General features: G+C 73.0%; 12 protein-coding genes and 1 pseudogene. 6 read left to right on the top strand and 7 right to left on the bottom strand.

The window, feature by feature from the left end:
• A pseudogene (locus ACFXMF_RS41220) lies at positions 1-220 on the top strand (hypothetical protein); the annotation flags it as partial.
• Here the strand turns inward: ACFXMF_RS41220 and ACFXMF_RS41215 are convergent.
• The 6 genes from ACFXMF_RS41215 to ACFXMF_RS41190 all read right to left on the bottom strand — a co-directional run bounded on the left by ACFXMF_RS41215 (position 205) and on the right by ACFXMF_RS41190 (position 6,811).
• Positions 205-1,089: an SAM-dependent methyltransferase gene (locus ACFXMF_RS41215; RefSeq protein ID WP_360321408.1), complete on the bottom strand. Its 885-nt coding sequence runs from the start codon at positions 1,087-1,089 to the stop codon at positions 205-207. The pseudogene ACFXMF_RS41220 and the gene ACFXMF_RS41215 sit on opposite strands and share 16 nt — an antisense overlap.
• Before the next feature lie 227 nt (positions 1,090-1,316).
• Positions 1,317-2,099, bottom strand: a complete 783-nt coding sequence (gene uppS / locus ACFXMF_RS41210) for a polyprenyl diphosphate synthase (protein WP_360321405.1) — start codon at positions 2,097-2,099, stop codon at positions 1,317-1,319.
• 123 nt (positions 2,100-2,222) lie between these two features.
• On the bottom strand, positions 2,223-3,194 hold the full coding sequence (locus ACFXMF_RS41205; protein WP_360321402.1) for an aldo/keto reductase: 972 nt from the start codon (positions 3,192-3,194) through the stop codon (positions 2,223-2,225).
• Between the two features lie 155 nt (positions 3,195-3,349).
• Positions 3,350-4,312: an agmatinase gene (gene speB / locus ACFXMF_RS41200; protein ID WP_360321399.1), complete on the bottom strand. Its 963-nt coding sequence runs from the start codon at positions 4,310-4,312 to the stop codon at positions 3,350-3,352.
• Positions 4,309-5,253 carry a nitrilase-related carbon-nitrogen hydrolase gene (locus tag ACFXMF_RS41195; protein ID WP_379992597.1) on the bottom strand — a complete coding sequence of 315 codons (945 nt, stop codon included), beginning with the start codon at positions 5,251-5,253 and terminating at the stop codon, positions 4,309-4,311. Before ACFXMF_RS41195 ends, speB begins: the two co-directional genes overlap by 4 nt.
• A gap of 1 nt (position 5,254) precedes the next feature.
• Positions 5,255-6,811 (bottom strand): cytosine permease, encoded by a 1,557-nt coding sequence (locus tag ACFXMF_RS41190; RefSeq protein ID WP_360321393.1) that lies wholly within the window; start codon positions 6,809-6,811, stop codon positions 5,255-5,257.
• A 165-nt stretch (positions 6,812-6,976) separates the two neighbouring features.
• Between ACFXMF_RS41190 and ACFXMF_RS41185 the strand changes: the two genes are divergently transcribed.
• Positions 6,977-8,614 (top strand): PucR family transcriptional regulator, encoded by a 1,638-nt coding sequence (locus tag ACFXMF_RS41185; protein WP_360321390.1) that lies wholly within the window; start codon positions 6,977-6,979, stop codon positions 8,612-8,614.
• Between the two features lie 31 nt (positions 8,615-8,645).
• Here the strand turns inward: ACFXMF_RS41185 and ACFXMF_RS41180 are convergent, their stop codons facing one another.
• On the bottom strand, positions 8,646-9,131 hold the full coding sequence (locus ACFXMF_RS41180; protein ID WP_360321387.1) for a DoxX family protein: 486 nt from the start codon (positions 9,129-9,131) through the stop codon (positions 8,646-8,648).
• Between the two features lie 1,555 nt (positions 9,132-10,686).
• Here ACFXMF_RS41180 and ACFXMF_RS41175 point away from each other — a divergent pair.
• The 4 genes from ACFXMF_RS41175 to ACFXMF_RS41160 all read left to right on the top strand — a co-directional run bounded on the left by ACFXMF_RS41175 (position 10,687) and on the right by ACFXMF_RS41160 (position 15,910).
• On the top strand, positions 10,687-13,119 hold the full coding sequence (locus tag ACFXMF_RS41175; RefSeq protein ID WP_379992425.1) for a nitrate- and nitrite sensing domain-containing protein: 2,433 nt from the start codon (positions 10,687-10,689) through the stop codon (positions 13,117-13,119).
• Positions 13,116-13,628, top strand: a complete 513-nt coding sequence (locus ACFXMF_RS41170) for a hypothetical protein (RefSeq protein ID WP_360321381.1) — start codon at positions 13,116-13,118, stop codon at positions 13,626-13,628. The genes ACFXMF_RS41175 and ACFXMF_RS41170 overlap by 4 nt, the downstream gene beginning before the upstream one ends.
• A 211-nt stretch (positions 13,629-13,839) precedes the next feature.
• Positions 13,840-15,072 carry an ABC transporter substrate-binding protein gene (locus ACFXMF_RS41165; RefSeq protein ID WP_360321378.1) on the top strand — a complete coding sequence of 411 codons (1,233 nt, stop codon included), beginning with the start codon at positions 13,840-13,842 and terminating at the stop codon, positions 15,070-15,072.
• Between the two features lie 46 nt (positions 15,073-15,118).
• Entirely contained in the window at positions 15,119-15,910 is a 792-nt protein-coding gene (locus ACFXMF_RS41160) for a methyltransferase domain-containing protein (protein WP_379992423.1), read from the top strand.
• Positions 15,911-15,994 lie beyond the last annotated feature (84 nt).

The raw sequence follows: 15,994 nt of genomic DNA, 5'->3' as shown, positions 1-15,994 counted from the left end.
AACACCCCGCCGAGGCCACGGCCCTCGGCGGGGTGTTCGCGTGTCGGGCCGGCTCCCGGCTGTGGTGGCCCTGACCGACACCGGCCGGCGTCGCCACGAGGAACGCAAGGCGTTCCTGCTGGACGCCCTGCACACGAGCCTCGGCCACCTGGACACCGACGCCGTCGACACGGCCTCGGAGGTGCCGGGTCGACTCGTGGACATCTACGACCGGCTGTGAGCCCGCCCCGGACGCCCGTCCGGCACGCGGCCCAAACCGCCGAGCATGGTCAGGCCCGCGTACGCCGATTCGTCCCGTACCGGCGTGTCCGGGCGCCAGTGTGGCAGGAAGACCACGCCCGGCTCGACCGGTTCGGTGCCCTCGAAGAAGCTCTCGATCGTCTCCCGGCTGCGGAACCGCCCGCTGCCCAGGGTGGACAGGAACAGCCGCTCCAACTCCCGCCCCTCGGGCGTGGCATCACTGAAGTGCGTGATGAACACGAAGCTTCCCGGGGCCAACGCCTCGCGGTAGGCCCGGACCAGTCCGGCCGGGTCGTCCTCGTCCGCGAGATGGTGCAGCACCGCCAGCAGGAGCAGCCCCACCGGCCGCTCCAGGTCCAGGAGTTCGGCGACCTCCGGTCGGGAGAGCACGTCCCGGGCATCGCGCACGTCGGCGGTCACCACCCGGGTACGGTCGTTCTCGGCCAACAGTGCGCGCCCGTGCGCGAGTACGATCGGGTCGTTGTCGACGTAGACGACGCGCGCCTCGGGGTTGTGCTCCCGGGCCACCTCGTGGGTGTTGCGCACGGTGGGCAACCCCGAGCCCAGGTCCAGGAATTGGTCGATGCCGCACTCGGCCATGTACCGCACACCGCGTTCGAGGACCGCCCGGTTCAGCCTGGCGCCGACCCGGGCATTGGGCATCGCGGCCATCGCCTTGTCGGCGATCACCCGATCCACGGCGAAGTGGTCCTTACCGCCCAATATCGCGTCGTAGACCCGTGCGACGCTGGGCACACCCACATCGATACCGGTAGGCGCCCACGCCTCCGGTTCCTCCGGCCGGTCGTCGACCCCACCACTCGACGGCACTCGCCACTCATCCGACACGTTTCCCCCCGATCGGATCCGACGCACGCGGGACGACCCGCGCACAGAAGCGTATCCACCCCGCCCGCCCCGACCCCGCGCCCCCCTACTCCGTACCCCGACTGTTACACCCGCCCCCCACATCCCCACCTCCCGTGCCACACAACGGAGTTCCCGCCGGCGGCCCTACCGCGGGAACGGCCGGCGGCGGGCCCGCCGGTGGATGCCGGTGCCTCGTGTGCCGGCGATCAGCGGCCGAATCTGCGGGTGCGGGCGCTGTAGGCGCGCAGTGCGCGGAGGAAGTCGATCTTGCGGAAGGCGGGCCAGTTCAGGTCGCAGAAGTAGAGCTCCGAGTAGGCGGCCTGCCAGAGGAGGAAGCCGGACATGCGCATTTCGCCGCTGGTGCGGATCACCAGGTCCGGGTCGGGCCGGCCGCCCGTGTACAGGTGGGCGGCGATGTCGTCGGCGGTGAACCGGCTCGCGACGTCGTCCAGGGTCGCACCCGCGCGTGCCTCGTGGTCCAGCAACGAGCGGATCGCGTCGACGATCTCGTCCCGCCCGTCGTACCCGACCGCGACGGTCAACTCGAAGCCGGCCGTGCGGGTGCCGGTGACGTCCGCCGCGAGCTTGAGCGCGTCCCGGGTCGAGTCCGGCAGGGCGTCGAGTCGGCCCGCCGGGTGCAGGCGCCAGACGTTGCCCGGCTCGGTCACCCCGCCGACCACGACCTCCTCGATCACCCGGGCCAGGTAGTCGACCTCGCCTGCCGGACGTTTGCGCAGGTTGTCCGTCGAGGCCAGGAAGACGGTGGCCCGGGTGATGCCCAACTCCTCGCACCAGCCCAGGACCTCGTGTACGTGTTCGGCCCCGCGTCGGTGCCCCACGCTCGGGTTCTCGTAGCCCATCGCCCGGGCCCACCGGCGGTTGCCGTCGATCACCAGGGCGACGTGATTCGGGAGCGTGTCCTTGGCGAGACCGGCGCGCAGGCGACCGGCGTACAGGCGGTAGGCGGCGTTGCGGATGATCCGGATCATGCCGTCAGCAAACCAGCCCACCCCGCCCGACCGAAGCCGCACGGGGGGAGGTTTTGTGAAGATTGCCCCGGCACGAGGCCGGAGTGCTCCCTTCGACGCCCCGTACGGCGACGGTGGCGCGGGTCAGGCGAAGCCTGCGATCGGGCGGGGCGTGTAGGGGCTTTCCAGGCGGCTGGTTTCGGGGTCGGTGAGGGTGATGGAGAGGGCGGCCACCGCGTCCTCGATGTGGCCGGGCTTGGTAGCGCCGATGATCGGGGCGGTCACGCCGGGACGATCGGCGAGCCAGGCCAGGGCGATCCGGGCGCGGGAGACCCCACGCTCCTCGGCGATCTCGGCGACCGCTTCGACGATCGGGCGATCCGCCTCGCCGTACAGGGTCTTCCCGAAGTCGTCGGTCTCGCTGCGCGCGCTGTCCGCGCCCCAGTCGCGGGTGAGTCGGCCCCGGGCCAGCGGGCTCCACGGGATCACGCCCACCCCCTGGTCGGCGCACAGCGGCATCATCTCCCGCTCCTCCTCGCGGTAGAGCAGGTTGAGGTGGTTCTGCATCGAGACGAACCTGGTCCAGCCGTGCCGCTCGGCGGTGTACTGGGCCTTGGCGAACTGCCAGGCGTACATCGAGGAGGCCCCGATGTAACGCGCCTTGCCCGCCTTGACCACGTCGTGCAGCGCTTCGAGCGTCTCCTCGATCGGGGTCGCCGCGTCCCAGCGGTGGATCTGGTAGAGGTCCACGTAGTCCGTGCCCAGCCGGCGCAGGGAGTTGTCGATCTCGGTCAGCACGGCCTTGCGGGACAGCCCGGCCGCGTTGGGTCCGGGCCGCATCCGACCGTTGAGCTTGGTCGCGATCACGATCTCGTCGCGCCGGGCGAAGTCCTTCAGGGCGCGGCCGACGATCTCCTCGCTGGTGCCGTCGGAATAGACGTTGGCCGTGTCGAAGAAGTTGATGCCCGCCTCGACGGCCTGCCGGATCAGCGGTCGGGACGCCTCCTCGGGCAACGTCCACGGGTGTGTACCGCGTTCCGGCACGCCGTAGCTCATGCAGCCGAGGCTGATCCGCGAAACGTCCAACCCCGTGCTGCCGAGCTTCACGTATTGCATCCGGTGCCGTCCCTTTCCTGCTGCCGCATACCTTCGAGTTCCCCCGCGACCCACCGGCCGCGACGTTCACGAAGATATCCCGCGCGGCGACCGCCCCCGTGAGCGGTCGCCGCGCACCCGTGCGACGGATGCGGCCCGGTGGTGGTGGCGTGCGCTCAGTCGGGCAGGCCGTCGCGGCGGTTGCGGGCCAGCACGGACAACAGTTCGTAGCCCACGTGCGCGGCGGCGATGCCGGTCAATTCCGCGTGGTCGTAGGCGGGCGCGACCTCGACGATGTCCGCGCCGACCACGTCCAGGCCGACCAGTCCGCGCAGCGTGTTGAGCAGTTCGCGGCTGGTCAGACCACCCGCCTCCGGCGTCCCGGTACCGGGCGCGTGGGCCGGGTCGAGCACGTCGATGTCCACCGAGACGTAGACCGGACCGGTGCCCAGTCGGCGGCGCATGCGCTCCACCACCGAGGCCACCGTGGCGTCCTGATAGTCGTCGCTGTGCACGACCTGGAAGCCCAGCACGCCGTCCTGACGCAGGTCGTCGGGCCCGTACAGCGGTCCGCGGATGCCCACGTGCAGGCAGCGGGCCGGGTCCAGCAGGCCCTCCTCGGACGCCCGGCGGAACGGCGTGCCGTGCGTGTACGGCTCGCCGAAGTAGGTGTCCCACGTGTCCAGGTGCGCGTCGAAGTGCACCACGGCGACCGGGCCGTGCTCGGCGGCCACCGCGCGCAGCAGCGGCAGCGCGATGGTGTGGTCGCCGCCGATGGTCAGCAACCGGGTGCCGCGGGCGGCGAACTCCCGGGCGGCCTGCTCCAGGTCGGCGATCGCGGCGGCGATGTCGAACGGGTTGACCGCGATGTCGCCCGCGTCGGCGACCTGCTGTTCGGCGAACGGCGAGACGTCCAGGGCCGGGTTGTAGGGCCGCAGCAGCTTGGAGGAGGCCCGCACGTGCGCGGGGCCGAACCGGGCGCCGGGTCGGTAGCTGACGCCGCTGTCGAAGGGGACCCCGACCACCGCGACGTCCACGTGCTCGACCTCGTCGGCACGCGGCAGCCGCGCGAAGGTGGTGGGTCCCGCGAAACGCGGTACGCGGGTGGCGTCGATGGGGCCCTGCGGAGCGCCGGTCATCGCTCGGTCCTTTCGGTGGTGGTGCGGTCGTTCGAGGCAAGGGTCGGGTCGGCTGCGCGCTCCCCCGCGTCGGCGGCCCGCGCGTGCGACGCGGCGGCCGGGTCGGCCGGCGGCGTCAGGATCGGCCCGTACAGCTCGGGCCTGCGGTCGGCGAACACGTCGTTGTGTGCGCCGATCCGCTTGTCCCGCGCGTCGGCGAGTCGGCAGCGGGCGAGCAGCAGGTGTTCGGCGTCCTCGGCGGGTGGCCCGGCGAGCGGGAAGCCGTCCGGGTCGACGATGATCGAGCCGCCGACCCACGAGGTGCCGCGTTCGGGTCCGGCGCGATCGCACGCGGCGATGAACACCCGGTTCACCGCGGCGTTCGCCTGCACCCGGATGTCCTCCGCGGGCCGCTCGTCGGCGGGCCTGGGCGCGAACGGCCAGTTCACCGGCGCGCACAGCAGATCCGCGTGGCGCAGTGTCGCGGTGCGCACCCACTCGGGGAACTCCACGTCGTAACAGACCAACACCGCGATCCGCCCCGCCGCGGTGTCCACCACGGGTGGCAACTCGTGTCCGGGGACGAACAGTTCCGCCTCCCGGCCCCACAGATGTGCCTTGCGGTAGCAAGCCCGCACGCCGCTCGGGTCGACCAGCACCGCCGAGTTGCGGATCGCCCCGTCGGCGTCCCGCTCGGCGAAGCCGCCGACCACGATCAGGTCGTGCCGCCGGGCCGCCTCGACCCAACCGGTCACGGTCGGCCCGTCGACCGGCTCGGCGAGCGCCGCCGCCTCGGCCGCGTCGCGCATCACGTAGCCGCTGTTGACCAGTTCGGGCAGGACCAGCACGTCGGCTCCGGCCGCCGCGGCGCGTTCGATCGCGGCCAGCGCGGCCCGGCGATTGCCCGCCACGTCGCCCACGGACAGCGCGAGTTGCGCGCAGCCGACCACCATCTCGGTCATCTCACACCCCCGACGGCGCGTCCGCGCCTTCCAGTTCGGCCTCGCTCGCGCGTTCGGCGGCGCGTTCGGCGGTCAGGTCCAGGTCACGGCACAGCCACGCGTACAGCGCGCCGCCGACCAGCAGCCCGACCACGAAGGACAGGTCCGCGCCGTCGAGTGCGTCGGCCACCGGGCCGGTGAAGAAGCTGGTCTTGAAGAACGGGATCATCGCGGCGAAGCCGACCGTGTAGGCGGTCAGTCCGCGCCAGGACCAGCGGCCGTAGATGCCGCGCGGGTCGAAGATCGCGGTCACCGCGTAGTGCCCGCGACGCACCAGGTAGAAGTCGACCAGATTCACCGCGGTCCACGGGATCAGGAAGTAGAGCATCATGAGCACGAAGTCGTTGAAGCTGCCCAGGTAGTCGTCCGGGAGCACGATCGCGACCACGAAGACGATCGCCTCGATCGCCACGATCCCGGCCACCCGGACGCGCACCGTCGGCCGAACCGGCCGGAAGGCGTCGATCGCGCTGGTGGTGGTGAGCATCGCGCCGTACGCGTTCACCGCCATGATGCTGATCAGCGCGAGCGAGGAGACCAGCACGGCGAAGGTGCCGAAGCCGGGCATGATGTCGTTGCCCACCTTGCGGACCGCGTCGATCGCGTTCGGGTCCGGCAGCGCGGACGCGAGCAGTGCGCCCAGCGACATGAGCCAGGCGGCCGAGCCGGCGGCGCCCGCGTACGTCCACCAGATCACCTTGCGGGCGGGCACGTCGGCGGGCAGGTAGCGGGAGTAGTCCGAGACGTAGACGGCGTAGCTGATCTGGTAGCCGGCCGCGCCGGAGAAGACCACCAGGAAGGCCGTCCAGGACATGCCGCCACCGGTGGCGGGCGTGGCCACGTCGAGGTTGACCATCGCACCGATGCTGAGCACGCCGAAGACGGCGATCAGCGCGTAGGTCAGCCAGCGCTGGACCAGGTGCAGCAGGTCGTGGCCGACCACGGCGAGCACGATCGCGATCGAGATCAGCACCGCGTACCACAATGTCGAGCCGCCGGGCAGCACGGTCTGCAGGCCCTCGGTGGCCAGCACCACGTTGAACACGTTGAAGCCGACGTAGACGAAGACGACCGCGACGAAGGGCACGATCGCGCCGCGGATGCCGAACTGGGCGCGCGACTGGATCATCTGCGGCAGGCCCATCCGCGGGCCCTGGTTGGCGTGGAAGGCCATGAAGAAGGTGCCGAAGCAGGCGCCCAGCACCACGGCCAACACCGACCAGCCCAGCCCCAGACCCAGGGCGGGTCCGATGAACCCGGTGACCATCGTGGTGAGCACGAAGTTGCCGGTGAACCAGAACGGACCCTGGTGCCACACCTTGCCGTGCCGCTCCCGGGCCGGGACGTAGTCGATCGAGCGGGTCTCGATGGCCACGCCGCCGGGGCGCCCGCCGGCGTCGGATCGCACAGCGGTGTCGGCTCCGCGGCCGGCGGCGGGACCGGGCGCCGCGGGGACGGCGGCGCGGGCGGCGGAGCTGCCGGTGGCGGGGGCCGCGCGCGGTGGCCTGGTGGCGTCCATGGGCTCTCCTGCGGTCCTGCGTCCTGTGCGGTCGACGCGTCGGGGACGACGGCCGGTGAGGCGACGCGTGGTTCGGTGGGATGACGCTTGAAGGTACGCCCGGTTAACAACCGTAAACGATCGATATCATGTCGAATCTGATCCTGATGGGTGGACACTATGTCCATGTCCCCGTCGACGACTCCACCCGCCGCGCCGTCCGGCCGATCCGCGATGCCCGATTTCTCCGGCGTGTTGCGGATCGCCGACCTGGTCGCCCTGCCCGACCTGCACCTGGCGGTCGCCGCCGGGGCCGAACACCTGGATCGGCGGGTCGAGGCCGCGCACGTGTCCGAGCTGCTCACCCCGGGCCACTGGCTCCAGGGCGGCGAGCTGCTGATGACGATCGGCCTGCTGCTGCCGATGACCGACGCGGACTGCACCGCTTATGTACGTGACGTCGCGGACGCGGGTGCGTGCGCCCTGGTGCTGGGCCTGGGCCGGGAGCTGCCGCACCAGCGGGCCCCGGAGCCGCTGATCCGGGCGGCGCGGGCGGCCGGCCTGCCGTTGTTGACCGTGCCGGACGAGGTGCCGTTCATCGCGGTCACCAAGGCGGTGTTCGAGGCCCGGGCCGCCCGACAGCGGTTGGCCCTGGAGCACGCGTTCGAGGCGCAGCGCCGGCTGACCATCGCGGCGGCCTCCGGCAACGGCGTGCTGGCCACGCTGCGCGCCTGGCGGGCGGCGACGGGGGTGGACGCGATCGTCGCCGACCCGGTGGGCCGCCTGGTCGCGGACAGTCTGGCCGGGCCGCCGGAGGCACCGGGGGCCGACGGGTCGGCGGACGCGGTGGCGCTGCTGGCGGCGAGTGGCGACCTGCTCCGCCGGGTGGCCGCGCGGGGCCTGCACGGCAGCGGCAGCAGCAGCGACGCGCGGGGGCTGCGGTTGGAGGTGCAGCCGTTGGGCGCCCGGCGGCTGCGCGGGCTGTTGGTCCTGGCCGGTCCGGTCGAGTCGGCGGCCCGGCTGCTGGTGTCCGGCCTGGTGTCGCTGCTGTCGCTGGAGTTGGAGCGCCGGCATCTGGCCGACGAGCCGGTGCGCCGGCGGCGGGCCGCGCTGCTGGGCCGGCTGCTCGCCCCGGGGACCACCGCCGAGCAGGCACGTGACGTGCTGGCCGCCGCGGGGCTGGCGGCGGACGAGGTGCGGGGGGTGGTGGTGGGGCCGGCCGCCGACCCGGCGCGGGTGGACCCGGCGGGCGCGGACGGCGCGCAGGCCGACGCCGCCGAACTCGCCGCCGACCTGGCGTTGGCTGTGCCCGGCGGTCTGGTCCGGGTGGCCGGCGGCGCGGTGGAGGCGGTGTTGGGTGCGGAACTGGACGTACGGGCGGTGCTGGGCCGGTTCGCGCCCGGCCGGCCGGCGGGCATCGGGCCGGCCGGCGCGGCGGAGGCGGCCGGGGCCTCGATCCGCCAGGCACGCAGCCTGCTCGCGGTGAGCCGGGCCGCCGGGCAGCCGGTGGAGGCCCGGCACGGCACCGCGAGCAGACTGCTGCTCGGCCTGGCCGACGCCCGCACGTTGGCCGGCTACGCGGACGCGGTGCTGGGGCCGATCGACGCGGCCGATCCGAGCGGCGAATTGGCGGCGACGCTGGCCACCTGGCTGGAGACCGGCGGGTCCTGGGACGAGACGAGTCGCCGGCTGGACGTGCATCGGCACACCGTGCGCAATCGGGTGGACAAGGCGATGCGGCTGACCGGTCGGCGCCCGGAGGACGGCGACGATCGCTTCGATCTGTGGCTGGCGGCCCGCATCCGCCGCGACAGTCCGAGCTGATCGCCCGCCGTCCCCGGGCGCCGACCCATGGTCAGCCGACGACCCTGCGCACCCTGGGCCGCGTGGCCGGCGCGGACTCGGCGGGCGCGGTCGAGGCGTCGGCGCCGCCACGCGCCAGCAGCCGCTCCAGGGCGAAGCTGCCCGACCCGAACACCACGATCAGCAACATCGACCAGCAGAACATCGCGGAGGCCTCACCACCGTTCTGGATCGGCCACAGGTCCAGCTTCTGGTGCTCGGTGAAGTAGGCGTAGGCCATCGACCCGGACGAGACGAACGCGGCCGCCCGCGTGCCCAGGCCGAGCAACACCAGGCCACCACCCACGAGTTGAATGACGGCCGCATACCAACCCGGCCATTCGCCGGCGGATATGGTGCCCCGCCCGCTGTCCGGGAAGCCGAACAGCGAGGCGGTGCCGTGGCACAGGAAGAGCAGTCCGACGACGATCCGGAACAGGCCCAGAACGTGGGGTTTGACGGATTCGATGGCGGCGTGCGGGACGGGAACTGGTGACATCGGACGGCTCCTGGGGGGACGGAGTGCGGGAGATTGGTCCAGACCAGTGTTGATGGGCGGTCCCGACGCCGACAATGCCGTCCTCCGCAACCGGCACAAAATGGCAACAGGCTCCCGGTGGACACCGCGCCGCGGATGGTGACCCTCACCCGCGCCCGACCGCCCCCGGGCACCCTCCCCCGCGCCGACCGCGGCCGCACACCGCTCCCCGGTCGGGCGGAGCCGTCCCCGGGAGCGGTGTGCGGCGATGGCCCCTACTGGGCGCCGGTCGCAGCCCCCATGTGTTGTAGGTATCGGTCACAAGATCGGCCGCCGCTCGGGGGCCGGCGGCCGAATTCGATCTTTGCTTCGTTCCTTGTCCCGATCGACTCGTCGACTCGTCGGGATTTTCCGCGAAGTCCCGCACGGAGAAGGCCGAGCACCGATCCGGGAGGGATGGGCGGGGCCGATCGACCATCCCGGTACCGGAGTTGCCGAGCTGGCCGGTCGAGATTGGCGCGAACTCGCCGCTGCCGTCCCGGCGTTGTGGCACACCTGGGGCGTCCGATATCGGCCTGTTGGACCTGCTCTCGGGCACCCATATCGGTGCGTCGGGCCGGCTCTCGCGCGCCCGATCGGCAGGTGGCGGGCCCGGCCCGCGCACCCGATCGCCCTCGGCCGGGCCGCGTCGATGTGCCTCCGGCGCCGAACCACCGCGGGAGCAAGGGGAGTCGGTCTTGATCACGCCGGTGACAACAGAGGCGCGATATCACCCAAGTTTCGTTTGACGTCGGGTGGATTCGCAGGGACAGTGTGTGTGCGCACCGATGCGAACAGTTGCCCTACCCGCGATCGGGCGTTTCCTGGTCGACCCCGCACCCCCTTGCGAGGAGTGATCCGTTCATGGGCGTTTTTGCGTCGAAGGCTCGCGGCCGAACGATCCCACGGCGGTCGGTGCGCTGTCCGAGGACGCCGAGTCGGGACGCGAACACCGCTTTCGCACCCGGGAGTTCACCTCGGATGAGCCGGCTCCCGCACGCGACCTAGCCGATGCGCGCCGCTCCCGATCGCGCATGACGCGGGCACGGACGGCCGTCGGTCGAGCACCCGGACCGGGCCGCCGCCGGCGCAGGGCGCGCGGACCGTTTCCGAACCGGAAGCGGAAGTGCCGCTACCGGCCGTTTTGCTCGCCTTGGTGGTATTCGAGCCGGCCGCCCCGGGCGCTGCCGGCGCCGGATGCCGCCGGCCCGGAAGGCCGAGGCCCACGCACCCGGCTCGCGCCCACGCCGTGCCCGTCGACCGTGTGCGTCGCCGGTGGACCGCCCCTCGGGTCCGCCTCCGGCGCATCCCCCCTCCCACCGACCATCGTTCAGGGATTCCAGCCCGTGTTGCGATTACTCCGCACTCCCCCGCACGTCGCCGACGCGAACCGCTCCGGTGGCCACGACCGGCACCCTTGTGCACCCGCCGCTCGGCCTGCGAGTACCGCTCCACGCACGCGCCCGCAACCCCGGGCGGGAGCACGCCCGTTCGGGTGCGCCCGGCCCCGCCGGCCCGGTCCCGGGAGCGAACGCGGATGAAGATACGTCCCTCCCGCTCGCAGCACACCGGCCCCATCGACGCCGGCCCGACCACCGGCCCCACGGGCGCGCCCCCCGCCCCGCGCCGCCCGTTGCGGACCCGGCTCGCCGCCCGGGTCCGTCCGCGCGTCCGCGGCCTGATCACCTTGATGGTCGTGGTGCCCTCCGCGGGCATGGTCTTCTTCGCCGGATCCGCGATCCTGGTGCTGGTCGAACAGGCCCAGGCCGCCGACCACGCACACGATCTGGTCGGCGTCTCGGCCGACGCAGGCGAGGTGGGTCGCCGACTCCAGGCGGAGAGCGCCGCCGCGGTGACCCTGCTCTCGCGCGGCGCCGGTCCGATCACCAGCGCCGACTACCGCACCGCGATCGACGCGAGCGAGGCCGCCGTACGCCGCTACCAGGATCGCCGACGCGGCCTGGAGCCCGACTCCACCGGCGAACGCGACGCCCTGGCCGCCGTGGACACCGCGCTGCGCGGCCTGCCCGGCCTGCGCACCCAGGTCGACCAGCGGGGCGTGGCCACCTCCGCGGCGGCCGTGCGCTACTGGGCCTGGATCGGCACCACCGTGGACCTGCGCGCCCGGGTCGCGCTCGATCCGGGCGTGTCCACCGGCACCGCCGGGCGGCTGCGCGCGATCACCGCGCTGGCCCAGGCCCGGGCCGCGCTGGGTCAGCAACAGGTCACCGTGTTGCGCTCGTTGGGTGCCGGTCCGCTGGGCGGCCCGGTGCTCAAGGCGGCCTCCACCGCCCGCGCCGCACACGATCAGGCCCTGGAGTCCTTCGCGGTGACCGCGCCCGGCGCCTGGCGCGACCGGCTCGCCCGGGCACTGGCCGGACCCGAGATGATCCGGGTCGCGCAGACCGAGGACGCGCTCGGCCGCGACACCCCGGAGGCCGACGTCTGGCGTGCGGCGCTGGCCGAACGCGCCGACCGGCTGTGGTCGGTGGAGCAACGGGCCGACGCCGACGTCGCCCACGAGGTGGCCGAGCTGACCGACGACCGGTGGTGGCTGGCCGGTGTCCAGGGCGCGGTGCTGATCGGCGCGGTGCTCGCCGCCGCCGCGGCCGCCGCCTGGCTCGGCCGACTGCTGCACCGCCGACTGCAGACCCTGGCCGAGCGGGTCACCGTGATGACCCAGGAGACGCTGCCCGCCGTCGAGGCCGACCTGCGCCGCCGCGACGCGCTGGCCCCGCACGAGAGCGGTCGGGCGTACGCGCTCAAAATGCTCGGCCCGCAGCCGGACCGCGAGCGTGGCGCCGACGAGATCGCCGATCTGGCCCGCGCGCTGACCCAACTCGCCTACAGCACCGTGGAACACAGCGCGTCGCTGGTGCTGGCCCAGCGCGAGTACAACGACGCCCTCGGCGACGTCGCCCGGCGGATCCGGGTGCAGACCAGCCGGGTCAGCAGCGCCCTGGACCGGCTCCAGGCCTCCAACCTGACGGTGGATCAGCTCGGTACCGTGTTCGAGGTGGACCACGGCAACGAGGGCACCAAGCGGCTCGCCGACTCGATCGCGGTGCTCAGCGGCCAGCCGCCGAACCGGTTGTGGCCGGACACCCCGCTCTACGAGGTGATTCGCGCCGGCGCCCAGCGGGTGACCAACTACGAGCGACTGCCCGACATCGCCTTCAAGGGCATCCCCACGTCGGTCACGCTCGCCGGCGACACGGTCGGCGCGGTGACCCAGATCCTCGGCGAGATCGTCGACAACGCGGCCCGCTTCTCCGGCCGGCACGAGGTGCAGATCACCGCCGAACGCACCGAGGCGGGCGTGTTGGTGCGGGTGCAGGACCGAGGCGTGGGCCATCGCGACCCGGAGTTGCTCAATCGCCGGTTGCGCGCCGACGTGGACGCGTTGCCCTCGCTGCGCCAGACCGGCCTGACCGTGGTCGCGCTCCAGGCCCGCCCGCTGGAGATCCAGGTCGAGCTACAGGCGGGCGAGGAAGGCGGAACGGTGGTCGAGATCGTGCTCCCGCACACGATCATCGCCTCGGTGGGCCGGCACCGCCGCCGGGTGGAGCAGGTCTCCCGGCCGCTCGCCGCACCGGCCGGTCTGGCCCGGCCGATCGCCCTCGGGTCCGGCCTGAACGGCGCCGGCGCGAACGGCGTGACCAGGAACGGCAGCGGCCCGATCGGCGCCGGCACCGACGGCCCGGCCGCCAACGGCAACGATGCGTACCCCGACGGCGCGGATCCCGGCACCACCGGCACGATCACCGGCGGCCCGCTGCCCGCCGACTACGCGCCCGAGTTGACCGCGCAGGGCCTCCCCCGCCGCGAGCGCCGGACGGCACAAGCGGCCCAGTTCCGTCGTACCGCCCCACCCACCCGTGACATCGCGCAGGCCAGCGCCGCCGCCGCCTCGTTCGGGCGCGGCGCCCGCGATCTGCCCTTCACCCGGACCCCCAAGGAATCCCCATGACCGAGCCCGCCGTCGACCAGAGCGTGCTCGACGACTTCATGCGCCAGTTCGTGCACGACCACGCCCCCGACGTCCTGCACGCGGTGGCCGCCAGCGGTGACTCGCTGCTGGTCGCCCAGGCCGCGCTGCCCGGTCGCATCCGCGCCGACGAGGCATCGCAGACGGCGTGGATCGCGAACGCGGAGAAGATCGCGTCGAGTGCGCCCGGTGCCCTGCTGATGCAGGACTACAGCGCCGACCTGATGGGCCTGGGGCCGGTCAGTGTGCTGATGTCGCAGGCCGAGCACGGTCTGTTGCTCACCATGGGCAACACCAGCCCGGGCCCGGACGGACAGGTGCACCCCTCGGCGCTGATCGTGGCGACCACCTGGAACGCCGACGTCGGCAACCTGATCCGGGCCATGCACGCGCTGATGGAGCGCGTCGGCCCGTCCTTGACGCCGCTCGCACGCGGTCGCGGTCTGCAGCCGCAACCCGCCCGCATGCCGGCCCCCAGCCGGGTCTTCTGATCCCATACCCGGCTGTCCCGTCCCGGACGACCCGGCCATCCGCCCCGGTCGTCCGGAGTATTCGCGCGCCCGGCCCACCGGCCGCCCCGGCGCATCCGCCCCGGCTCCCGCGCGCCCCGAGACACGTTCCGCGTCGTCGCGCGACCGAGCCGGCAGTCCCCATCCGGAGTTCGTACCCCGTATCGCCGAACCTGCCGAGAGAGAGACGGACATGCGCAGCAGCACCCGTAGACGGATCCGAAGCACCCGCACCCCCCTGGCCATCGCCACCGGTCTACTCCTGGTGGTGTCGGCGTGCTCGGGCAGTGCGGCCGGCGACGACAAGGGCAAGGGATCCGACGCCGTCGCCAAGATCGGCCTGCTCACCCCCGCGAGCGGCCCGTACGCCGCGGTGGGCGAGGACACCCGCGCGGGCCTGGAGCTGTACCGCGACACGCACGGCGGCAAGCTGGGCGGCCTCAAGGCGGACATCGTGGTGCGCGACGAGGGCGCCGGTCCGCCGACCGCCGTCCCCGCCGCGACCGAACTGGTCAAGCAGCAGAACGTGTTGGCCATCACCGGCATCGTCAGCGGTGGCAGCGTGGCCGGCGTGCTGCCGATCGCCGCCGCCAACAACACGGCGCTGATGGGTGTCGCCGGCCGGCCCGAGTTCCCGGATCCCAAACTCACCGCGCACGTCTGGTCGTTCAACACCCAGTCCTACGAGGCCGGCGCCGCCGCCGGGCCCTGGGTCAAGGAACACGTCAACGGCCCGGTCTACGCGATCGGCCCGGACTACCAGGGCGGTTGGGACCAACTCAAGGGCTTCACCGAGTCGTTCACCAAGGCCGGCGGCACCCTGGCCAACCCGGAGGGGAAGACCACCTTCACCCCGTTCCCCGCCACCCAGAACTTCCTGCCCTACCTGAACAAGATCGCGCAGAGCGGCGCCAAGGCCGTCTACGCGTTCTACGCGGGTACCGCGGCGGTCGACTTCGTCAAGCAGTACAAGACCTCCGAAGCCGCCAAGCTCCCGCTGTACGGCAGCGGGCCCTTGACCGAGGGTCGCCAACTCGACGCCCAGGCCGACGCCGCGGCGGGCATCACCACGTTCGCCACCTACGGCGCGGACCTGGACAACCCGGCGAACCGGGCCTTCGTGGCCGCCTGGCAGCAGCGTCACCCGGAGCGGAGCCCGACCATCTACGCGGTCGCCGCATGGGACATCGCCCGCTCGCTGGACACCGCGATCGCCGCGGTCCGCGCCGACAAGAAGAAGCTCACCCCCGAGGCGGTGAACGCCGCGCTGGGCAACGTCGGACAGATCGACAGTCCACGCGGGGTGATGCAGCTCAACCCGGCCACCCACTCGCCGGTCCAGCAGTGGTACCGGTTCGAGGTGCGCAACGACGGGCCCAAGCGGGCCAACGTGGCGGTCGAGCAACTCGCCGTCCTCGGCGGTTGATCCGGCCGCGCCGTTCGACATCGTCCATCCCAGCGAGGAGTCGCTCTTGTACGCGTTCGCCGAAGCCGACGACATCACCTTCCAACTGGAAACCCTCCAGGACCTGCTCGATCCCAGCACCCGCATGGTGCTGGACTCGCTCGACGACCCGACCGGCCAGGAGTGGCTGGAGATCGGGCACGGCCTGGGCAGCATCGCCCGCGAGTTGTCCCGCCGGATCGGCCCGACCGGCGTCGTGCACGCCACCGACCTCGACGCGCGGGCGGTCGCCGCGCCCGCCGACGGCGCACCGATCCGCACCTTCCCGCTGGACCTGCGCACCGACGAGCTGCCGCGCCGGCCCTACCGGGGCATCCACGGGCGGCTGGTGCTGCTGCACATACCCGAGCGCCGGGCGATCCTGCCGCGCCTGGTCGACGTGCTGGAGCCCGGCGGCGTCCTGGTGATCGAGGACTGGTACTGCCCCGAGCCGCCGCGCGTGCTGGCCTGCGCCGACCCCGCCGACGAGAAGGTGTTCACCGAGGTCGTCGCGGGCATCCTGGCCGTCCTGCGCGGCCGGGGCGCCGACCTGGAGTGGGCGGCGGCGACCAAGGACGCGTTCGTCGAGGCGGGCCTGGTCGACGTACGGGTGACCCGCACCGACGCGGACTGCGCCGGGCCCGGCCTCGCCCACCGCCTGTACGCGTGCAACGCCCGCCAGCTCCGGGCGCAGCTCGTCGAGCTGGGCATCGACGAGGACCTGCTGGACCGCTTCCAGGAGGTTGCCGCCCACCCGGATCTGGTCACCACCGGCTGGCGGCTGATCTCCACGATCGGCACCCGACCCGACGCCCGCTGACCCACCCGCGGTGGGCGGGGGGCCCCGGGGTGGGGGGGGCGCGGGGCCGGGGGGGGCGGCCGGCCCCGCCCGGGCCGAGAGCCA

Origin of the sequence: Embleya sp. NPDC059213, from assembly GCF_042754445.1 — a bacterium.
Classification (GTDB): Bacteria; Actinomycetota; Actinomycetes; order Streptomycetales; family Streptomycetaceae; genus Embleya.
This window is presented reverse-complemented; position numbering and strand designations above follow the sequence as displayed.

What these genes read in the sequence shown, in the direction of transcription:
- uppS (WP_360321405.1), bottom strand. Translation starts at nt 2,099, where the DNA reads ATGATCCGGATCATCCGCAACGCCGCCTACCGCCTGTACGCCGGTCGC.
- ACFXMF_RS41205 (WP_360321402.1), bottom strand. Translation starts at nt 3,194, where the DNA reads ATGCAATACGTGAAGCTCGGCAGCACGGGGTTGGACGTTTCGCGGATC.
- speB (WP_360321399.1), bottom strand. Translation starts at nt 4,312, where the DNA reads ATGACCGGCGCTCCGCAGGGCCCCATCGACGCCACCCGCGTACCGCGT.
- ACFXMF_RS41195 (WP_379992597.1), bottom strand. Translation starts at nt 5,253, where the DNA reads ATGACCGAGATGGTGGTCGGCTGCGCGCAACTCGCGCTGTCCGTGGGC.
- ACFXMF_RS41190 (WP_360321393.1), bottom strand. Translation starts at nt 6,811, where the DNA reads ATGGACGCCACCAGGCCACCGCGCGCGGCCCCCGCCACCGGCAGCTCC.
- ACFXMF_RS41185 (WP_360321390.1), top strand. Translation starts at nt 6,977, where the DNA reads ATGTCCCCGTCGACGACTCCACCCGCCGCGCCGTCCGGCCGATCCGCG.
- ACFXMF_RS41180 (WP_360321387.1), bottom strand. Translation starts at nt 9,131, where the DNA reads ATGTCACCAGTTCCCGTCCCGCACGCCGCCATCGAATCCGTCAAACCC.
- ACFXMF_RS41175 (WP_379992425.1), top strand. Translation starts at nt 10,687, where the DNA reads ATGAAGATACGTCCCTCCCGCTCGCAGCACACCGGCCCCATCGACGCC.
- ACFXMF_RS41170 (WP_360321381.1), top strand. Translation starts at nt 13,116, where the DNA reads ATGACCGAGCCCGCCGTCGACCAGAGCGTGCTCGACGACTTCATGCGC.
- ACFXMF_RS41165 (WP_360321378.1), top strand. Translation starts at nt 13,840, where the DNA reads ATGCGCAGCAGCACCCGTAGACGGATCCGAAGCACCCGCACCCCCCTG.